The organism is Streptomyces sp. 2131.1 (assembly GCF_900105515.1).
Taxonomy (GTDB): domain Bacteria; phylum Actinomycetota; class Actinomycetes; order Streptomycetales; family Streptomycetaceae; genus Streptomyces; species Streptomyces drozdowiczii.
Map to the genome: position 1 here is coordinate 6,644,223 of NZ_FNSY01000001.1, position 20,014 is coordinate 6,664,236.

19 protein-coding genes and 1 pseudogene are annotated in these 20,014 nt (G+C 73.7%); 19 read left to right on the forward strand and 1 reads right to left on the reverse strand.

Annotation, left to right across the window (positions count from 1 at the left end):
* Positions 1-36 precede the first annotated feature (36 nt).
* The 14 genes and pseudogenes from BLW14_RS29510 to BLW14_RS35355 all read left to right on the forward strand — a co-directional run.
* Positions 37-1,461, forward strand: a complete 1,425-nt coding sequence (locus tag BLW14_RS29510; RefSeq protein WP_093710165.1) for an extracellular solute-binding protein — start codon at positions 37-39, stop codon at positions 1,459-1,461.
* Positions 1,462-1,552: 91 nt separating this feature from the next.
* Positions 1,553-2,512: a carbohydrate ABC transporter permease gene (locus BLW14_RS29515; RefSeq protein ID WP_018524582.1), complete on the forward strand. Its 960-nt coding sequence runs from the start codon at positions 1,553-1,555 to the stop codon at positions 2,510-2,512.
* Between the two features lie 16 nt (positions 2,513-2,528).
* Positions 2,529-3,488: a carbohydrate ABC transporter permease gene (locus tag BLW14_RS29520; RefSeq protein ID WP_177154142.1), complete on the forward strand. Its 960-nt coding sequence runs from the start codon at positions 2,529-2,531 to the stop codon at positions 3,486-3,488.
* A 108-nt stretch (positions 3,489-3,596) separates the two neighbouring features.
* The gene (locus BLW14_RS29525; protein WP_093710166.1) at positions 3,597-5,222 is read left to right on the forward strand and encodes a glycoside hydrolase family 13 protein; all 1,626 of its coding nucleotides are present in this window, start codon (positions 3,597-3,599) and stop codon (positions 5,220-5,222) included.
* Positions 5,223-5,317: 95 nt separating this feature from the next.
* On the forward strand, positions 5,318-5,644 hold the full coding sequence (locus BLW14_RS29530) for a cupin domain-containing protein (protein ID WP_093710167.1): 327 nt from the start codon (positions 5,318-5,320) through the stop codon (positions 5,642-5,644).
* 41 nt (positions 5,645-5,685) lie between these two features.
* Positions 5,686-6,312, forward strand: a complete 627-nt coding sequence (locus tag BLW14_RS29535; protein WP_093710168.1) for a GNAT family N-acetyltransferase — start codon at positions 5,686-5,688, stop codon at positions 6,310-6,312.
* Between the two features lie 119 nt (positions 6,313-6,431).
* On the forward strand, positions 6,432-7,304 hold the full coding sequence (locus BLW14_RS29540) for a substrate-binding domain-containing protein (protein WP_093710169.1): 873 nt from the start codon (positions 6,432-6,434) through the stop codon (positions 7,302-7,304).
* Positions 7,305-7,436: 132 nt separating this feature from the next.
* Complete coding sequence (locus BLW14_RS29545; RefSeq protein WP_093710170.1) at positions 7,437-8,369, forward strand: carbohydrate kinase family protein; 933 nt, start codon at positions 7,437-7,439, stop codon at positions 8,367-8,369.
* 77 nt (positions 8,370-8,446) lie between these two features.
* Positions 8,447-9,694, forward strand: a complete 1,248-nt coding sequence (locus BLW14_RS29550; RefSeq protein WP_093710171.1) for a beta-ketoacyl-[acyl-carrier-protein] synthase family protein — start codon at positions 8,447-8,449, stop codon at positions 9,692-9,694.
* Positions 9,695-9,745: 51 nt separating this feature from the next.
* Positions 9,746-11,611 carry an acyl-CoA dehydrogenase family protein gene (locus tag BLW14_RS29555; protein ID WP_093710172.1) on the forward strand — a complete coding sequence of 622 codons (1,866 nt, stop codon included), beginning with the start codon at positions 9,746-9,748 and terminating at the stop codon, positions 11,609-11,611.
* Positions 11,608-11,763 carry a hypothetical protein gene (locus BLW14_RS34660; protein ID WP_177154143.1) on the forward strand — a complete coding sequence of 52 codons (156 nt, stop codon included), beginning with the start codon at positions 11,608-11,610 and terminating at the stop codon, positions 11,761-11,763. Before BLW14_RS29555 ends, BLW14_RS34660 begins: the two co-directional genes overlap by 4 nt.
* 88 nt (positions 11,764-11,851) lie before the next feature.
* Positions 11,852-12,094 carry an acyl carrier protein gene (locus tag BLW14_RS29560; RefSeq protein WP_093710173.1) on the forward strand — a complete coding sequence of 81 codons (243 nt, stop codon included), beginning with the start codon at positions 11,852-11,854 and terminating at the stop codon, positions 12,092-12,094.
* A complete protein-coding gene (locus BLW14_RS29565; protein ID WP_093710174.1) occupies positions 12,091-13,314 on the forward strand; it encodes a beta-ketoacyl-[acyl-carrier-protein] synthase family protein in 1,224 nt (407 codons plus the stop codon). The genes BLW14_RS29560 and BLW14_RS29565 overlap by 4 nt, the downstream gene beginning before the upstream one ends.
* Positions 13,315-13,445: 131 nt before the next feature.
* Positions 13,446-13,654, forward strand: a pseudogene (locus BLW14_RS35355) (ABC transporter ATP-binding protein); the annotation flags it as partial.
* A gap of 90 nt (positions 13,655-13,744) precedes the next feature.
* Here the strand turns inward: BLW14_RS35355 and BLW14_RS29570 are convergent.
* Complete coding sequence (locus BLW14_RS29570) at positions 13,745-14,752, reverse strand: PRC and DUF2382 domain-containing protein (RefSeq protein ID WP_093710175.1); 1,008 nt, start codon at positions 14,750-14,752, stop codon at positions 13,745-13,747.
* 390 nt (positions 14,753-15,142) lie between these two features.
* On the opposite strand from BLW14_RS29570, the gene BLW14_RS29575 reads away from it, so the two are divergent.
* The 5 genes from BLW14_RS29575 to BLW14_RS29595 all read left to right on the forward strand — a co-directional run bounded on the left by BLW14_RS29575 (position 15,143) and on the right by BLW14_RS29595 (position 19,960).
* On the forward strand, positions 15,143-15,751 hold the full coding sequence (locus BLW14_RS29575; RefSeq protein ID WP_093710176.1) for an adenosylcobinamide amidohydrolase: 609 nt from the start codon (positions 15,143-15,145) through the stop codon (positions 15,749-15,751).
* A gap of 54 nt (positions 15,752-15,805) precedes the next feature.
* A complete protein-coding gene (locus tag BLW14_RS29580; protein WP_093710177.1) occupies positions 15,806-16,711 on the forward strand; it encodes an NAD(P)-dependent oxidoreductase in 906 nt (301 codons plus the stop codon).
* Positions 16,712-16,951: 240 nt separating this feature from the next.
* Positions 16,952-17,869: an NADP-dependent oxidoreductase gene (locus BLW14_RS29585; protein WP_093710178.1), complete on the forward strand. Its 918-nt coding sequence runs from the start codon at positions 16,952-16,954 to the stop codon at positions 17,867-17,869.
* Positions 17,866-18,615 (forward strand): GNAT family N-acetyltransferase, encoded by a 750-nt coding sequence (locus BLW14_RS29590; protein WP_093710179.1) that lies wholly within the window; start codon positions 17,866-17,868, stop codon positions 18,613-18,615. Before BLW14_RS29585 ends, BLW14_RS29590 begins: the two co-directional genes overlap by 4 nt.
* Before the next feature lie 127 nt (positions 18,616-18,742).
* The gene (locus tag BLW14_RS29595) at positions 18,743-19,960 is read left to right on the forward strand and encodes a PP2C family protein-serine/threonine phosphatase (RefSeq protein WP_093710180.1); all 1,218 of its coding nucleotides are present in this window, start codon (positions 18,743-18,745) and stop codon (positions 19,958-19,960) included.
* Positions 19,961-20,014 lie beyond the last annotated feature (54 nt).

Here is a 20,014-nt window from a genome sequence, read left to right on the forward strand (position 1 = left end):
AGGGCCATCCACGCTCATGCCCGAAGGGGACCATCGATGAGAAGTGCTGGGTTGCGCCGCACACGCCGTATCAGCCGCGCCTCCGCGGCTGCCCTTGTCACCGCACTTGCCCTGACCTCGCTCGCCTCCTGCGGCACGAGCAGCAGCAAGGACGACGACTCGAGCAGTTCGTCCAAGGGATCGTCCGACCCTTCGGCTCCGCTGGACCCGAAGACCAAGGTGACGATCTCGATCGACTGCATGCCGCCGGCGGCCAAGGCGGCGGAGCTGCGGGAGTGGAAGGAGGACATCAAGACGTTCAACGAGAAGTACCCGAACGTCACGATCAACGGGAAGTCCACCCCGGGTCAGTGCAACGAGCCGCCCCGCTTCACCGCCATGCTGAAGGGGAAGTCGCAGCCCGACGTCTTCTACGCCTATTTCAGCGACCTCCAGCAGGTCCTGGACAACGACGGGGCCGAGGACATCTCCGCCTACGTCACGGACAAGACGGTCCCCGCGCTGAAGGACATCCAGCCCCAGGTCGTCGACGTGGCCCGCAAGGACGGCAAGCTGTACGGCCTGCCGACCAGCAACTACACCATGGGCCTGATGATCAACCGGAAGCTGTTCAAGCAGGCCGGCCTCGACCCGAACACCCCGCCTGCCACCTGGGACGAGGTCCGCGCCGCCGCCAAGAAGATCGCCGGCCTCGGCAAGGGCATCTCCGGCTACGGCGAGTACAGCGCCGGCAACAACGGCGGCTGGCACTTCGCCGCCACCCAGTTCGGGCTCGGCGGTGATGTCGTCGACGCCACCGGCAAGAAGGCCGCCTTCAACAACGAGACCGGCAAGCAGGTCCTCCAGCAGCTGCACGACATGCGCTGGGAGGACGACAGCATGGGCAAGACCCAGCTGCTCAAGTGGGGCGACCTCCAGAAGCAGATAGCCAGCGACAAGCTCGGCATGTTCCTCGCCGCCCCCGACGACATCGCCTACATGGTGCAACAGCTCGGCGCCTCGTACGAGACCTTCGGCCTGGGCCCGATCCCCGGCGCCAAGGGCACCCTCTTCGGCGGCAACAACTACCTGATCAAGAAGGGCAGCTCGCCCGACCAGATCAAGGCCGCCATCGCCTGGCTCAACTTCAAGAACCTCACCCCCGGCAAGGGCCAGTTCGACTGGGCCCGCACCAAGGCCGACAAGCTCCCCGTCGGACTGCCGCAGCCGAACTTCTTCCTCGGCGAGAGCAAGACCAAGGACGACGCCGCGCGCGCCGCGAACGCGACGATGCCCGTCGAGAACTTCAAGGCCTTCATGGACAACCCCGTCCCCGGCAAGGCCGAGCCCCCGAAGGCCCAGGAGATCTACAAGATCCTCGACAACGCCATGTCGGGCGTCCTGACCAACAGGAACGCCGACGTCGACAAGCTGCTCTCCACCGCCGAGCAGCAGGTCAACCAGGTCCTGGCGAACCAGTAACGGACGCGCGGGGCCGGGTCACGCGGACTCGGCCCCGCATCCGCCCCCGTCCGCTGCCGCGCTCGCAGCACACCGGCACCGAGGAGACACCATGTCGGCCCCAACCCTGTCCCCCCGCAAGGCGACCAGGCCTCGCCCAGGACACCCAGGCCCCGCCCGCCGGGACTCCGCCCGCGAGGAGTTCCTGCGCGCCCTGCGCCGCAACATCTCAGCGCACGGCTTCCTGATCGGAGCGGTGCTCTGCTTCTCGCTCTTCTCCTGGTATCCGATGGTCCGGGAATTCATCCTGGCCTTCCAGAAGAACGAGGACGGCACCACCACCTGGGCCGGCTGGTCCAACCTCACGTACGTGTTCAACGACCCGGCCTTCTGGCAGGCCTGGCGCAACACCCTCCTTTTCACGGTGCTCGCCCTGCTCCTCGGCTTCGTCGTCCCGTTCGCCGTCGCCGTGGTGCTCAACGAGTTCCGGCACGGACAGGGCTACCTGCGGCTGCTCGTCTACCTCCCCGTGATGCTGCCGCCGGTCGCCTCGGTGCTGCTCTTCAAGTACTTCTACGACCCCGGCTACGGCCTCTTCAACCGCATCCTGGGCATCTTCCACCTGCCCGAACAGCAATGGCTCCAGGACACCAGCACCTCCATGCTCTCCGTCGTCATCGCGGCGACCTGGATGAACATGGGCGGCGCCACCCTCATCTACCTCGCCGCGCTCCAGGGCATCCCCGGCGAGCTGTACGAGGCCGCGGAACTCGACGGCGCGGGACTGCTGCGCAAGATCTGGCACGTCACCATCCCGCAGACCCGCCTCATCCTCTCGCTCCTGCTGCTCATGCAGATCATCGCGACGATGCAGGTCTTCACCGAGCCGTTCCTGCTCACCAACGGCGCCGGCCCCGAGGGCTCCACCACCACCGTGGTCTACCTCATCTACCAGTACGCCTTCAACTTCAACAACTACGGCAGCGCGGCGGCACTCGGCCTCGTCCTGCTCGTCGTCCTCGCGGGATTCTCCGCGGTGTACGTACGACTGAGCCGCAGCAGCGAAGACTAGGACGGGAGCCAGGACCATGGCATCGAACACGCTTGTCTCCCGGCGCGGGAGCACCTCACGCAAGTCCGCACGGCGCAGGTCCGAGGGCGGCGCCGAGCGCGCCCGCCAGCGCACCCTGATCTCGCCGGCCCAGCTCGGCAGGCCCCGCGGCAAGGCCGTCTACTGGATCGTCTTCGGTCTGGTGATGGTCGTGTTCACGGCGGTCTTCCTGGGGCCCCTGTACTGGATGGTCACCGGTGGCCTGAAGACCACCCAGGAGGTGGTGCAGAGCCCGCCCACGGCCTTCCCCAGCTCCATCCACACCGAGAACTACAGCCAGGCATGGACCGTCATGGACCTGTCCAAGCTGCTGTTCAACACCCTGTACTACGCCTTCGGCGCGCTCGCCTTCCAGCTGATCTTCGACGTCGCCGCCGCCTACTCGCTGTCCAAGCTGCGGCCGGTCTTCGGCAAGGTCATCCTCGGCATGATGCTGGCCACGCTGATGATCCCGGCCACCGTGCTCGTCGTCCCGCAGTACCTCACGGTCCTCGACGTCCCCCTGGTCCAGCGCAACCTCGTCAACTCGCCCTGGGCGATCTGGCTGCCGTCCGTCACCAACGCCTTCAACATCTTCCTGCTGAAGCGGTTCTTCGACTCCATCCCCGGCGAGCTCCTCGACGCCGCGGCCATGGACGGCGCCTCACCGCTGCGCACCCTGCGCTCGATCATCCTGCCCATCTCGCGGCCGATCCTCGGAGTCGTCTCCATCTTCGCCGTCGTCGGCGTGTGGAAGGACTTCCTCTGGCCGATGCTCACCCTGCCCGACCCCGGCAAGCAGACGCTCAACGTGGGCATCTACTCCCTGGCCAGCGGTGTCCCCGAGAACGTCCTCATCGCCGCGCTCACCATCGCGTCGATCCCGACGCTGCTGATCTTCCTGCTCTTCCAGCGCAACATCATGAGCGGTCTCACCGCGGGCGGCCTCAAGGGCTGACGCCCGCCCCACCAGCCGCCAACCCCTCAGCACTCCGCCGCCGGCCCACCCATCCTGCCCCGCCTGCCGGGCCGGCGGCGGAGTCCCACCTGCCCGAAAGGAACGTCAGTGGCAGCCAACCGTCCGTCCGAGGCCACCGCACAGTGGTGGCGCGACGCCGCCATCTACCAGATCTACGTACGCAGCTTCGCCGATGGCGACGGCGACGGCACCGGCGATCTGGCAGGGGTACGGGCCAGGCTGCCCTACCTCGTCGAACTGGGCGTCGACGCCCTCTGGTTCACCCCCTGGTACCTCTCACCGCTGGCCGACGGCGGCTACGACGTGGCCGACTACCGCACCATCGACCCCGCGTTCGGCACCCTCGCCGAAGCCGAGAAACTCATCGCCGAGGCCCGCGAGCTGGGCATCCGCACCATCGTCGACATCGTGCCCAACCACGTCTCCGACCAGCACGCCTGGTTCCGCGCCGCCCTCGAAGCCGGCTCCGGCAGCCCCGAGCGCGACCTCTTCCACTTCCGCAAGGGCCGCGGCGCGAACGGCGAGATCCCGCCCAACGACTGGGTCTCCGAATTCGGCGGCACCCCCTGGACCCGGCTCGACGACGGCGAGTGGTACCTCCACCTCTTCGCCACCCAGCAGCCCGACCTCAACTGGGCCCACCCCGCCGTCCGCCGCGAACACGAGGACGTGCTGCGCTTCTGGTTCGAACGCGGCGTCGCCGGCGTACGCATCGACTCCGCCGCCCTCCTCGCCAAGGACCCCGCGCTGCCCGACTTCACCCTCGGCAGCGACCCGCACCCCTTCGTCGACCGCGACGAACTCCACGACATCTACCGCTCCTGGCGTGCCATCGCCGACGAGTACGGCGGCGTCTTCGTCGGCGAGGTCTGGCTGCCCGACACCGAGCGCTTCGCCCGCTACCTGCGCCCCGACGAGCTGCACACCGCCTTCAACTTCAACTTCCTCGCCTGCCCCTGGGAGCCGGAGAAGCTGCGCGGCGCCATCGACGACACCCTCGCCGAGCACGCCTCCGTCGGCGCCCCCGCCACCTGGGTGCTCTGCAACCACGACGTCACCAGGACCGTCACCCGGTACGGGCGTGAGGAGACCGGCTTCGACTTCGCGGCCAAGGCCTTCGGCACCCCCACCGACCTGGCGCTCGGCACCCGCCGCGCCCGCGCCGCCGCCCTGCTCTCGCTGGCCCTGCCCGGCGCCGCCTACCTCTACCAGGGCGAGGAACTCGGTCTGCCCGAGGCCGACATCCCGCTGGACCGCATCCAGGACCCGATGCACTTCCGGAAGAACGGCACCGACCCGGGCCGGGACGGCTGCCGCGTGCCCATGCCCTGGGCGGCGGGCGAGCCCTACGCCGGATTCGGCGCCACCGCGGAACCCTGGCTCCCGCAGCCGGAGGGCTGGTCCGGATACGCCGCCGACATCCAGAACGGCGACCCGGACTCCATGCTCGGCCTCTACCGCGAGGCCCTGCGGCTGCGGCGCACCGAGCCGGGCTTCGGTACGGAGGGGGAGCCCGGCATCCAGCGGCTGACCTGGCTCGACGCCGCGCCGGGGGTGCTCGCCTTCGCCAGGACCGACGGACTGCTGTGCGTCGTCAACCTGGCCGCCGAGCCTGCGGAGCTGCCCCCGCACAGCGCGCTGCTGCTCACCAGCGGGCCGCTGGACGAGGCGGGCCGCCTCCCGCGGGACACGGCGGTGTGGCTGCGCGCCTGACGAGGCCACGGGCGTACGGGGCCGGGCGCGTGGGAGCGCGTCCAGCCCCGTACGGCAGGTTCGCGGGCGGGCCGGGGCTGCGGCACAGTGGGCATATGGACGCTCCGAACGATCTGAATGCCCTCGCCGCCGAGCACCTGGCCGCCGCCCGCGAAGCCCCGCACGGCCGCAGCGCCCACCTCCTGCTCCACCAGGACCCGTTGCGGCAGACCGTCATCGCCCTGACGTCCGGCTCCGCGCTCGACGAGCACAACGCCCCGCCCGCCGCCTCGCTCCAAGTCCTGCGCGGCTCCGTCCGGCTCACCGCCGTCTCCGGCGACGTGGAACTGACACCCGGACGGCTGCACCCGATCCCGCAGGAGCGGCACGGGCTGCTCGCCCTGGAGGACGCCGTCGTCCTCCTCACCGCCGTCAATCCCTGAGACCCTTGTGGGAGCGCTCTCCGGGTCGGCAGGATGAGCCCGTGACGATCCTTCCCGGCCCACGGGCCTACCGACCCGACGACAGCGCGGCGCTCGCGGACATCTGCATACGCACCGCCGCCGGCGGCGGCGACGCCCGGGACATCTACCCGGACCACGAACTGGTGCCGGCCATTTTCGCCACGCCCTACGCCCACCTCGAACCCGAGCTGACGTTCGTCCTCGACGACGGCACGGGCCGCGCGGTCGGCTACATCCTCGGCACGGCCGACACCCCGCGCTTCGTCAAGGAGTTCCGCGAGCACTGGCTGCCCCGGGTCGCGGACCGCTACCCCCTGCCTGGGGGCCCGCCCCGGAGCCCCAGCGACGAGATGACCGCCCTCCTGCACAACCCGGAGCGCATGGTCCTGCCCGAGGTCGCCGACCACCCGGCCCACCTGCACATCGACCTGCTGCCCGACTGGCAGGGCAAGGGGTACGGGAGGGCGCTGATGAACACCTTCCTCGCGGCCCTGCACGCCCGGGGGGTGCGGGGCGTGCACCTCTCCATGCTCACCTCCAACACCCCCGCCAGGGCCTTCTACGACCGGCTCGGCTTCACCGAGATCCAGGTCCCGGACCCGGGCCCCGTCACGTATCTCGTACGCGGCACGCAGCCGGATTCCTAGGCCGTCTCCGGCGCACCTCCAGCCGGTTTCCATCCCGGCGGGTGCCGCCCGCATCTGCTGGGCAGGTACTCGTCGACCGCCGTCACCCGGGCGGCGGGTCCCGGTGGGAGGCGTGTGACGTGAGCGAGCAGACCGTGTGGCAATTCACCGATGACCGGGGGCAGTTGTCGGCAACCGGGGAGCGCCCGCAGCGGGTGCTCGCCTATATCCAGGCCGGGGCGACCCTGTGGGACCACGGGATACGCCCGGCCGGGCTCTTCGGCTCCGGCCACGACGCCCCGGCCGCCCCGGACCCCGCGAAGACCGGGTCGCTGCCCCTGGACGGCATCGCGTACGCCGGTGCCGGCACCGCCCTGGACGTCGACGCCTTACTGAGCGGCGCGACCGACCTCGTCGTCGCCGTCAGCTACGGCGGCGGCCAGGTCTACGGCCTCGACCCGGAGACGGCCAAGCACCTGGAGGGCCACGTCCCGGTCGTCGTCATCGACGTGGGCCAGGCCCGTACCCTCGCCGAAGTCGGCGACCGTTTCGCGGAGCTGGCGCGCTCGCTCGGCGCCGAGGAGCCCGCGGCGGCGACCGCGGAGCTGGACGTGGCGAGGGCGCGGCTGCGGGCGCTCACCGAGGGCCCCGACAGGGCGAGGGTCCTCGCCCTGTCACCGGCCGGCCAGGAGCAGGCGCACCTCGCCCGCCCCCGCATGTGGCCCGAGCTGCGGGTCCTCGCCGACCTGGGCGTCTGCCTCCTGGAGCCCGCCGACGGCCCCGGCGTCAACTGGTCCACGACCGGCTGGGCCGACGCCGCCGCGCTGCGCCCCGACGTCGTCCTCGCCGACATCCGCTCCAACGCCACCCCGCTCGACGAGTTGCGCGACAACCCCGATTGGGCGGCCGTCGCCGCAGCGGCCCGCGTGGTTCCGTGGAACCCGGAGCCGGTGTGCAGCGCGCACGCCCACGCGCGGTTCCTGGAGCAGGTGGCGGACGCGTTGGAGGGGTAGCCGGCCTGCGGCGCGCGGCGCCCGCACACGCGTCCGTGGAGCGTCGCGTGCGAGGGTGCTGGGGGCCCGGGACGCCGTAGCGGCGGCCGGACCCCGCCATTCCGTCACCGCACCGAGGGAGACCACGCCCCCATGCCCGACCACCCCGACTTCCTGGTCATCGGTGAATGCGTCGCCGACATCGTCCGGCTCCCCGGCGCCCCTGACCGGGTCCACCCCGGGGGCAGCCCGGCGAACGTGGCCCACGGGCTCGCCAGGCTGGGGCACGACGCGACCCTGCTCACCCAGCTCGGACCGGACGACAACGGACGGCTGATCCGTGCGCACCTGGCCGGGGGAGGGGTGGAGGTGCGCACGGACGGTGCCCCGGGCCCCACCCCGTCGGCCGTCGTCACCCTGGACGGCGAAGGGCGGGCCTCGTACGCGTTCGACATCGCCTGGACGCTCGGCCCGGTCGTCCTCGACCGGCGCCCCCGGCACGTGCACACCGGGTCGATCGCCGCGGTGACCGAGCCCGGGGCGGCCGCCGTGCTCGCCGCCGTCGAGTCGCTGCGGGAGGCCGCCACGGTCAGCTACGACCCCAATGTGCGGCCCGCGCTGATGGGGGACCACGAGGACGCCGTGCGCAGGGTCGAGCGGTGCGTGGGCCTCAGCGATGTGGTCAAGGCCAGCGACGAGGACCTGGACTGGCTGTATCCGGGCCGGGACGCGACGGAGGCCGCCGAGCGGTGGCTCGACGCCGGTCCGGCCCTGGTCCTCGTCACCCGGGGCGGCGACGGGGCCACGGCTCTGCTGCCCGGCGGGTGGGTGTACACCGACGCGCTGCCCGTCGAAGTCGTCGACACCGTGGGCGCGGGGGATGCCTTCATGTCCGGCACGCTGCACGCCCTCGCCGCCCACGGCCTGCTAGGCGGCTCCGGCCGGGAACGGCTGCGCTCGGCGGACCGGGACACCGTGGGCGACGTGCTGCGCCACGCAGCTGCGTCGGCGGCCGTCACCGTCGCCCGGGCCGGGGCGAACCCGCCCGACGAGGCGGAACTGCGTGCGGCCCTCGACCTGGGGTGACGGAAACCGCCCGCACCCTTCCCAGCCCCCGCGCGTTGCCACTGAGAGAACCGGACGACACAGGGGAGGGCCGTGGCATGGAGCGGGACGCGAGGACGACGACCGTGGTGACGGGACTGGGCCTGGTCACCCCCGTGGGCGACGACGAGCACGCCTTCTGGGCGGGGCTGTGCGCGGGCCGTTCGGCGGCCCGGCGCTGCGAGGAACTGGCCGGGCTGCCCGCCGACTTCGCCTGCCGGGCGGACGCGACCGACCTGGACGAGGCCGTGGGCGGCCGGTCCAGCTGGCGGATGGCGAGGTTCGTCAAGATGGCCCTGGTCGCCGCGCGCCGGGCCGTCGCCGACGCCGGACTGCGCCCGGAGAGCTGGGACGGCGGCCGGGTCGGCGTCGTGCTCGGCGTCGGCGTGGGCGGGGTGGCCGTCCTCGTGGACAACGTCCGCCGGCTCGACGCGAGCGGCCCGCAGGCCGTCTCACCGCTCCTCGCGCCGATGATGATGCCCAACGCGGCCGCCGGCGAGATCGCCGTCGACCTGGGGGCGTACGGCCCCAGCCTCGCCCCGGCCACCGCCTGCGCCTCGGGCGCCACCGCCCTCGCCACCGCACACGACCTCCTCGCGGCCGGCCGGTGCGACATCGTCGTCGCGGGCGGCGCGGAGTCCGTCCTCACGCCTCTTGTGGTCGCCGCCTTCGCCCAGCTGGGCGCGCTGTCGACGCGCACCGGCGATCCGGCGGGCGCCTCCCGCCCCTTCGCCCCCGACCGCGACGGCTTCGTCCTGGGCGAGGGCGCCGCCGTGCTGGTCCTGGAACGCGCCGGGCACGCGGCCGCCCGGGGCGCCCGCGCACGGGCGGTGCTCGCCGGGTCCGGATCCGCCACCGACGCCCACCACCCCACCGCCCCCGACCCCGCGGGCCGGGGTGCCCGCCGCGCCGCCGAGGCCGCCCTGGAATCGGCGGGCTGGGACGGACACCAGGTCGACCACGTCAACGCCCACGGCACCGCGACCCCGCTCAACGACGCGATGGAGGCCGCGCTGATCGCCGGCCTCTTCCCGCACCGCCCCTCGGTCACCGCCCCGAAAGGCGTCCTCGGGCACACGCTCGCCGCCGGCGGGGCGATCGAGGCCGCCGCCACCGTGCTGACCCTGGAACACGGGCTGGTCCCGCCGGTCGCCAACCTGGACGCGCCGCCCGCCGAGTGGGACATCGACTGCGTGACCAAGCAGCCGCGCCGCCAGGAGGTCCGGCGGGCGGTCAGCCACTCCTTCGGCTTCGGGGGCCACAACGTCGTGCTCGCCTTCGAACGCGCCCGGCACGCCGACAGGTGAACAACTGCGCGACCCCGGTGTCCTGACCGTGCGCCGGTCGTTCAGCTTTGTATGACCACCACGCTCACCGGCACCGGCGCCACGGGGACCGGCGCCGAGCCCCTCGAACGCCCGCTCACCTCCGTACTCCTGGGCGCCGACGCCCGCCGCGAGCACGGCTTCTGGCGGCGGCTCGTCGCCACCGAACCGTTCCGCCTGCCCCCCGGGCCGGAGGCCGGCGGCACCCCCGAGGAACGGCTCGCCCGGGCGTACGCCCGGCTGCGCACTCTCAACGACGCCCTGGACAGCGCCGCCCGCCCGGCCGCCGATCCCCGGGCGCTGGCGGCGCTGCACGAATGGCTCGCCCCCGTCGACCCGGCCCTCGCGACCATCGCGGGCATCCACTACAACCTGTTCCTCGGCAGCCTCCTCGACCACGGGGCCGACGGCCCCCGCGACCTGTCCGACTTCCTCGACCTGCGGCGCACCGGGACCTTCCTGTGTACGGAGGTGGCGCACGGGAACGACGCGGCCGCCGTCGAGACGACCGCCGCCTTCGACCCCGTGCGCGGCGGGTTCGTGCTGCACACCCCGCACTGCGGCGCGCAGAAGTTCATGCCCAACACCGGCCCCGCCGGCGGCCCCAAGTCGGGGCTGGTCGCCGCCCGGCTGCTCGTCGACGGCACCGACCACGGGGTGTTCCTGCTGCTGGTGCCCCTCACCGACGCCACCGGGCCGCTGCCCGGCGTACGGGTGCGCAGGCTCCCGGCGCGCATGGGCAGCCCCGTCGACCACAGCCTGACCTCCTTCGACCACGTCTTCGTGGGCCGCGACGCGCTGCTGACGGGGCCGCAGGGGCGGATCGACGACGACGGGGTCTTCCGCAGCGCCGTCGAGGGCCGCAGGCGCCGCTTCCTCGCCTCCATCGCCCGGGTCGTCGCGGGCAGGATCTGCATGAGCGCCAGCGCCGTCGGCTCCGCGCGCGCCACACTGGCCGTCGCGGTGCGCTACGGCGGCCACCGCCATGTCTCCGCCGGGCGCGGGGCGCGGCTGCCGGTGCTCGCGTACCGCACCCACCACGGGCCGCTCGCCGAGGCCATGGCGACCGTCTTCGCCATGAGCCTGCTGCACCGCCGCGTCCTGGCCCGCTGGGAGGCGGCCGAATCCGGGCCGGAGTCCGCGCGCGAGGCGGCCGAACGGCTGGTCGACATCGCCAAGGGCTGGATCACCTGGCAGGCCCGCGCCGTCATCGTGGAGTCCCGGGAACGCTGCGGTGCCCAGGGGCTGCTGGAGAACAACGGGATGTCCGTGCTCGTCACCGGCGTCGAGGGCGCCATCACCGCCGAGGGCGACAACCTCGCGGTCCACGCCAGGGCCGCCGCCGCCCTGCTCGCGGCCGGCCCCGCGCACGAGCCGCCCGCCCCGGCCGCCGGCGACCTCACCGACCTGCGGTTCCTGGCCGGGCTCCTGGCACGGGCGGAGCAGCTGTGGTTCGCGCGCGCCGCCGCCCGCATGGCACCGGTCGCCCACGGAAACCCGCTGGAGCGGTGGAACGCCGCATCGGGCCCCGCCCTGCGCGGCGTCGACGCGCACGCCTGCAGGGAGGCGGCCGAGGCGTACGCCGACGCGGTCGAGGCGCTGCCCGCCGGGGCCGACCGGGACCGGCTGGACGAGCTGGCCCGGCTGTTCGCTCTCGGCCGGATCGCCCGCGTCAGCGGCGACCTCCTCGCGGCCGGCCACCTGAGCGCCGGTCAGGTCGAGGCGCTGACGGACCGCACCGAACAGCTCATCGCCGCGGTGGCGCCCCATCTCCCCGAACTCGCCGACTCCTTCGCCTTCCCCGACGAGATGCTCGCCGACTGGCCGATCACGGGCGCCCGCTACGCCGACGCCTACGACGATCCCGACGCCCACTGGCACCGGGAGGCGGGGCGATGAGGGGCACCCGGACGCCCCGCGCCGCGCGGACCGTACAGGGGCTCGGGACCGGGGCCGTACTCCTCGCGTACTGGACCACCGTCGCCCTGCTCGCACGCTGGACCGGAGAGCCGCGGACGAGCGGTGCCGAATCGGTTCGCCGCAAGGCGTAACCGGATCGACGCTGCTCAGTTGTTCCGGCGTCGGGCCGTGTGCACCGGCCCCGGAGACCGCACGCGATGCCATGAGGAAAGGAAGACCATGAGCACGATCGACCCCCGCATCACCGACGTACTGAGCCGTACCTTCAAGGTTCCGGTGGCCGAGATCCACCCGGAAGCCACGATGGACGGCCTGGACATGGACTCCCTCGCGGCCGCGGAGTTCGCCGTCGTCCTCCGGGAGACCACCGGCGTCGAGCTGGCGACCGGCACGCTGACCCGGGGGACCACCCTCGCCGAACTCACGGCGCACCTCCACGCGGCCGCGGGCACCGCCCGATGAGGACACCGGCCATCGCCGTCACCGGGCTGGGCATGATCACCCCGGTCGGCAACGACACCGAGTCCACCTGGGACGGGGTGTGCGCCGCGGTGAGCCCGGCCCGAACCGTTCCCGCGCTCGAAGGGTGCGCGATCGACTTCGCCTGCGTCGTCGACGGCATCGACCTGGACGCCGCGGTCGGCCGCCGTACGGCCTTCCGGATGGGCAGGTACGTCAAGTTCGCGGTCCTGGCCGCCCGGGAGGCCGTCGCCGACGCCGGGCTCGACCCGGCGGGCTGGGACGGCAGCCGGGTCGCCGTCGTCGTCGGCACCAGCAGCGGCGGCTCCGCCCACCTCACCGACCAGGCGCTCGTCCTGGAACGGCGGGGCCCCGAGGCCACCTCGCCCGCCGGTGTCCTGCTGACCATTCCCAACATGCCCGCCGCCGAGATCGCGATCGAGATGCGGGCCACCGGACCCAGCATGGCCCCCTGCACGGCCTGTTCGTCCGGTGTCACCGCGCTGTCCGTCGCCCGCGACCTGCTTGCCACCGGGCAGTGCGACGTGGCCATCGCGGGCGCCACCGAGTCGACGGTCTTCCCGATCGCGATGACCGGGTTCGCCCGGTCCGGGGCCGCCGCCCACGCGGACGGCGACCTGTCCCGGCTCAGCCGGCCCTTCGCCGCCGACCGGGCCGGACTCGTCATGGGCGAGGGAGCCGCCGTCATGGTGCTGGAACGTGCCGCCGACGCCGAGGCCAGGGGAGCCGAACCCAGGGCCCTGCTCGCCGGCACCGGCGCCACCACGGACGCCCACCACCCCACCAGCCCGCACCCCGACGGACGGATCGCCCGCGCCGCCGTCGAGGCCGCGCTGCGCGACGCGGGGTGGCGGGCCGACGAGGTCGAGCACGTCAACGCCCATGGCACCGCGACGGTACGCAACGACGCCGCCGAGGCCGCGCTGATCAGCCGGGTGTACCCGCACCGGCCGCCCGTCACCGCCCCCAAGGGTGTGCTCGGCCACTGCATGGGCGCGGCCGGGGCGATCGAGGCCGGGCTGACGATCCTCACCCTCCAGCGCGGGGTCGTCCCGCCCGTCGCGAACCTGGACGCCCCCGCACCCGGCTTCGACATCGACTGCGTCACCAAGGTGCCCCTGGTGCGCCCCGTCGGCCGGGCCGTCAGCCACTCCTTCGGCTTCGGCGGGCACAACGCGGTGGTCGCCCTCCAGCGCCCGTGAGCGGCCGCCCCACGACGGCCACGGGCGCCGCTGAGCTGCGCGGACGCCCGTGGTGGCGTGCCCGGGCCGGTCGAACTCCACCGCAGGGGCGTCCGGTAAACCCCCTGGCGTCGGGGCGCCTGCCCCGCACACTCGCGGCGTTGCCGAGGACCGCCGTGTGCTGCTCGGTTCCGGCCGCCATGTTCTGCGACCGGATCGTGGTCCTGAGCGGGGTCGGGCGGTCGCGGGCGTATCGCCCGGGCAGGTGATCACCGGGGAGCTGATCGAGGAGGTCCACCGGGTGCGGGCCGTCGTGACCCCGGAGGGGCCGCGGGGCAGGCCCTCCGTACGCTTCCTGCCCCTGGCACCACCCGGGGACGCGAGAGGGCGGGCCCGTCGGCGGGCCCGCCCTTCGCTTGTGGTGCGGTGCGGCAGTCATGCCGGCGGGGGGTCAGCGGTGGCGTCCTCGGCCCATGTCGCCGCCGCTGTCCTTGCCGGGCATGTCCTTGCCGCCCTTGGTGGTGCCGTCCGCGTAGTCGATCTGCTCCTTGCGCAGTTCGGCGGAGACCTCCTTCTGCTCGGTCACCCTCTGGGTTTCCATCCGGACGCGCTCGACCGGGACGGTCTCCTTGCGCGTCGTGGCGCGTTCCGCGTGCAGGGTGACCTCCACGTCCTGCTCCGTGAGGTCCCCGCGGGCAGCCGTCCTGTCGCCCGGCTGCAGCGGCTCACGGACCACGCGTACCTCCTCGTGCGAGACCGGCACACTGCGCGTGACGTTCTCGGTGACGACGTACTTGTGGAGGCGGGCCCTGCCGCTCTCGTACTCCTCGGTGCCGATGTGCAGCTGCTCCTCGGAGCGGATCATCTCCTCCTTGCCGCCCAGGTCGGCGCCGGACCGCTGGGTGCCCGCGCCGGCTCCGGCCAGCGGCCGGCCCGTGGCGGTACCCGCGGCGTCGGTGTCCCGGTGCCTGCCGGTGCCGGCCGCCTGGGTCCGGTTTGTGCCGGAGGTGCCTGCCGCACCCATGGCCCCGGCTCCGGCACCGGCCGCAGCCCCGGTTCCGGCCGCGCCCATGGTCCCGGTGCCCGTGGTCGTCGGTGCGCCGGTCCCGGAACGCTCGCCGAGGTTGCTCTTGCTGTTCCGGGTCAGACCGTAGTGGCGGTACAGCTCCTCCTCCTCGGACACGGACAGATGCGCGTCCGCGTCCACCCTCGGAGCTTCCTTGACCTGGTCCTTGCCGTGGGAGATGTGCAGGTCGGAGCCCACTCGACGGGCTCCGGCGAGAGGCACGAAACTCTCCTTCATGCCGAACAGGCCGGTCTTCACCGTGATCCAGTCCGGGCGGCCGGTGCTGTCGTCGACATACACGCGGCCCACGTTGCCGATCTTCTCGCCCTCGGTGTCGTACACCGTCAGGCCGTCGAGCTCTCCGGAATCCGTGAAACCGTCAGCGGCTCCCATATCCGATTCCTCCTCGCCCGGGCGCGTCCTGTGGGTGGGTCCAGCAGAGAAGACGCGTCCGGATTCCATCGCGCCTCACCCGGATGGGCGCTGCAACCGCCCGGCCACCGGGGGCGGGGCGCGGTATCCGCCCCGGACCCGCGCAGCCCCCGCGTGAAGCGGCTGCGCGGCTCTTGCGCCGGTTACGCCATCCGGGTGAACGGGGCCGGGTGGCGGGGGCGCGGGGAGGGGTCCGGGGCGGCTCCCGGCGGCCCCGGACCCGGCACATATGATCAACGGGTCCGTGCCGACCGGCGTCCTGCCGCGCCATTCCGGGGGTGCCCCATCCGTTCCGTACGCATCCGGCTCCCCGGACCACGCGGGGAGCTGCTCGCCCGGCGCGAGGACGGCGTGGACCTGCACCACCTCGTGTGGCGGCTGGGGCCGGGCTGGCGGGTGTGCAGCAGCGCGGTCCTGGGCGGCGGCATCGGCCCGCGCGGCTGGATCCTCAACGCCCAGGTGCCCGGCGGCTATCCCCGCACGGACCCGGACCGCCACCTCGCCGAGATCGCCGCCGCCGCACACCTCGACGGCCCCGGCGCCGGCCTGATGACCGCCGCCGACGTCACCGCGTACACCACCGCGGCCGACGAGGGCGTGCACGCCACCGCCACCTGCGGCCTCGGCGTACGCGGCTGGGCCGCCGTCCCCGGCGAGGGCACCGGCGGACCGCCGCCTCCCGGCACCGTCAACATCGTGGTGATATTCCCGGTGCCGCTGTCCGACGCCGCCCTGGTCAACGCCGTCGCCACCGCCACGGAGGCCAAGGTGCAGGCGCTCCTGGACGCCGGGCTCGACTGCTCCGGCACCCCCACGGACGCCGTGTGCGTCGCCGCGCCCGCGGCCCCGCCGGACACCGGCGCCGCCGAACCGTTCGCCGGGCCGCGCTCCCGCTGGGGCGCGCGACTCGCCAGAGCCGTACACGCCGCCGTCCTGGAGGGCGCGCTGCGGCAACCCTGAGAAGCCGAATTCGCCGCGCACCGGGCCCGGTGCGCGGCCGACGAAGGGAACCCCATGACCTCAGCAGTCCCCGCAGCACCGCAGCGGCCGGTCGTCGCCGTACTCGGCACCGGGATCATGGGCGCGGCGATGGCCCGCAGCCTGCTCCGCGCCGGCCTGGAGGTCCGGGCCTGGAACCGCACCCAGGAGAAGGCCGCCCCGCTCGCCGCCGACGGCGCCACCGTCACGGAGACGGCGGAGGAGGCCGTGCGCGGCGCCCACGTCGTGCTCGCCGCGCTCACCGACAAGACGGCCGTCGCCGGCGCGCTCACCGCCGCCTCCGAGGGGCTGCACCGGGGGCAGGTCCTCCTCCAGACCTCCACGGTCGGCCCGGAGGGCGCCGTCGAACTCGCCCAGCGCGCCGCCGACCTGGGGCTCGTCGCCCTCGACGCCCCGGTCGTCGGCACCCGGCAGCCCGCCGAACAGGGCGCGCTGACCGTCCTCGTCTCCGGCCCCGAGGCCGCCCGCGCGGTGGTCGAGCCCGTGCTGGACGCGATCGGGCAGCGCACGGTCTGGGCCGGTGAGGAGCCCGGCGCGGCCTCCCGGCTCAAGCTCGTGGTCAACGCCTGGGTGATCAACATGGTGGGCGGCGTCGCGGAGTGCCTGAACCTCGCCGAAGGGCTCGGCGTCGACCCGCGCGCGTTCCTCGGCCTGGTCGAGGGGGGTCCGCTCGACTCGGGCTATCTCCAAGCCAAGTCCGCCGCCGTGCTCGACGGGGACCTCACCCCGAGCTTCGCCCTGTCCACGGCCCTCAAGGACACCCGGCTCATCCTCGACGCGGCCGCACAGGCCGGCGTCCGGCTGGACCTGGCCGCCGCGTCGGCCGCCCGCTTCGAGCGCGCGGAGGCGGACGGGCACGGCGACGAGGACATGGTCGCCACCTACTACGCGGGCCGGGCCCCCGGGCACGACGCCGGCTGAACCGGCCCGGGGCGGTCGTCGCCGTACGACGGAGACCGCCCCACCGGTACGGGGGAGCCCGGTGGGACGGCCACGGCCAGCGTGCCACAAAGCCGCGCGCGGCAGGGACCGACCGGCTCATATGCGGCTGTAGTTGAGTCGAAATCGACGGTACGGGAATAGCCGCGCGCCACGCGTCCTTGCCGCTGCAGTGGCGCCGCGCAGCCTGGCGCCGGAGCACGGAACAGGGAGAAGGAGCTCATGCCGAAGGCGTACGTGTTCACCCGCAACGGCGGACCGGAGGTGGAGGAGATCACCGACGTGGAACGGCCGGAACCCGGCCCCGGCGAACTGCTCGTCGCCGTCCGCGCCGCGGGCGTCAACCCGGTGGACTGGAAGCTGCGCACCGGCTACGCCAGGCCCGGCAGCGACCCGCAGCCCTTCCCGACGGTCTTCGGCAGCGAGGCCGCGGGAGTCGTCATCGCGACCGGCCCCGGCGTCGAGGGCTTCGCGCCCGGCGACGACGTCTTCGGCAACCCGCTCACCGGCGGGTACGCCGAGTACACGCTGATGCCCGTCGCGGTCACCGCCCACAAACCGGCCGGCCTGCCGTTCACCGACGCCGCGGTCCTGCCCGTCGCCGCCGCCACCGCCTACGACGGGGTGCGCCAGCTCGCCCCCGCCCCCGGGAGCACGCTCCTGATCACCGGCGCCGGCGGCGGTGTCGGCAGCGCAGCCGTCCAGCTCGCGCGCCACGCAGGCGTACGGGTCCTGGGTGTCGCGGGCGACGCCAAGAAGGACTTCGTCGAGTCCCAGGGCGCGGAGCACATCCCGTCGGGACCCGGCCTCGCCGACCGGGTGCGGGCCGCCGCCCCCGAGGGCGTGGACGCCGTCTTCGACCTCGTCGGCGGCGAGACCCTGCGCGAAGCGGCCGCCCTCGTCGACCCCGCCGCGCTCATCAGCGCCGGCGGCAAGCCCCTGGTGGCCGAACTGGGCGGCGAACCCGTCCGGCGGGCCCGCACCGCGGCTGTCCTGGACGAGGTGGCACGGCTGGTCGTCGAGGGGGTCCTGCGCACCCATGTGACCCGGACCGTCCCGCTCGACCGGGCGGGCGAGGCGCTGCGCGCCGTGGAGGACGGCCACGCACTCGGCAAGACCGTGATCGAGGTGACCGCGTGACCGCGCCCCTGGACCCCGGACACCCGCTGGACGACCCGGTGGGTACCGCCCTGCGCGGCCCGCACGCCCACTTCGCCGAGCGCCGGGGCCGCGTCCTGCGCTACCCGGCCGCGGTCGCCCCCTGGGTGGCGCTCCCGCCGGACCCGGGCCCCGCGGACTGGGCCGATGCGGCGGCGCTCTCCGGACCCGGGGGAGCCGTCACCATCACCGCGTTCCGGGAGCCCCCGCCGGAGGACTGGGAGATCACCTTCCACGCGGAGGGCGTCCAGCTCGTGGACGACGGGGTGGACGCGGGCCCGCTCCCGGAAGCCGTCCGGCTCGGCCCCGCCGACGTGCCGGAGATGCTCGGCCTGGTCGCCCGCACCCGGCCGGGCCCCTTCGAGCCCCGGACCGTCGAGCTCGGCACCTACCTGGGGGTGCGGCGGGACGGCGTGCTCGTCGCCATGGCCGGTGAGCGCATGCGCCCGCCGGGCTGGAGCGAGATCAGCGCGGTCTGCACCGACGAGTCGGTACGCGGCCAGGGCCTCGGCGGCGGACTCGTGCGCGCCGTCGCCCACGAGATCCGGCAGCGCGGCGACACCCCGTTCCTGCACGCGGCCGCCGCCAACACCGGCGCCGTCCGGCTCTACGAATCGCTCGGGTTCGCGCTCCGCCGCCGGACCGCCTTCCTCGCCGCCCTCGTACCGGACGGGGCGACCGCTCCCGCGCCCGGCGAACGCGCCGGTACGGCCACGGCGGCGCGCTGACCGGGCCGCTTCCGGGACCTTCGGCAGGGCGCTCGGGGCCGTAAGCCTCGTGTGCGCCCTGCCCTCCTCCGGGTCGAATGGAGGTAAGCGCCGGCACCCCGTCGGCAGATCCCGGAAGGAGAGCGTCGTGACCCCAGGACTCCTGAGCCGGCCCGAGCCCCGTGTGGCGCTCCCCGGCACCGAGGCGTGGGAGGCCGCCGTGCGTGCCCCGCGCGTCGGGAACGGGGTGCTGTTCGGTGCGCTGGCCCTGCTGACCGCGCTGATCGTCGGCCTGGACGTCCTGTCCGGCCAGGATCTGCGGCTGGTGCCGCTCCTGGTGGTCGTCCCGGCGTTCGTCTCGGTCTTCGGCACGATCAGCCAGACCGTCGGCGTCGCCTGCTTCGTCATGGTGGTGGCCGTCGGCTCGCGGCTGGTCGCCGGCGGGACCTTCTGGGACGTCGCCAGCAGCGTCGTCTTCACCTTCCTGGCCTGCCTCCTCGGAGTCGGCGCGTGCGTCCTGCGCATCCGGCACGCCACCGAGATCGCCAGGCTGCGTTCCGCCGCCGTCGCCCTCCAGCGCCAGATCCTGCGCCCCCTGCCCATCCCCACCGACCAGATCACCGCCCACGGCACCTACACGCCGATCGAGGAGGACCACCTCGTCGGCGGCGACATCTACGAGGTCGTCCAGTCGCCCTACGGCACCCGTGTGATCATCGGCGACGTCCAGGGCAAGGGGCTCCCCGCCATCGGAGCGGGCTTCGCCGTTCTCGGCGCCTTCCGCGAGGCGGCCATCCGCGAACCGTCCCTCACCGGCGTCGTGGACCGCCTGGAGGACGCCGTCGTACGGCAGAACGCCTTCTCCGCCCAGACCGGCGAGACGGAACGCTTCGTCACCGCGCTCGTGCTCGGCTTCGACGGCGACGGCCGGGCGCAGGCCGTGAACTGTGGGCACCTCCCGCCCCGCCTGGTGCACGAAGGGGTCGCCGTCCCCGTGCCGCTGCGCCGGACATCGGTACCGTTGGGGATGGCGGAACTCAGCAACGAGGGCCGCACCGCCGAACGGCTCGACCTCCCGCCCGGCGCGACGCTCCTGATGTTCACCGACGGAGTGACCGAGGCCCGCGACCCCGAGGGACACTTCTACCCCCTCGACACCCGGCTGAGCCGCTGGGCGCGCCTGGCCCCCCGGGAGCTTCTCGACGCGCTGGAACACGACCTGGAGGAGTTCTCCGGCGGCGTACGGCGCGACGACGTCGCCGTGCTGGCCCTGCGGCGGGTCCCCGCTCCCGCCGGCGCACCCGCCCCGTCCGCGCCGGCGGGGCACGGCGCGACGCGCTCCGCCGAGGCGCTCAGCGGGCGGTAGTCCGCGCCCACCACGAGGCACTTGATGTCCCGACGAGACTTCTGTCGCGTCGGG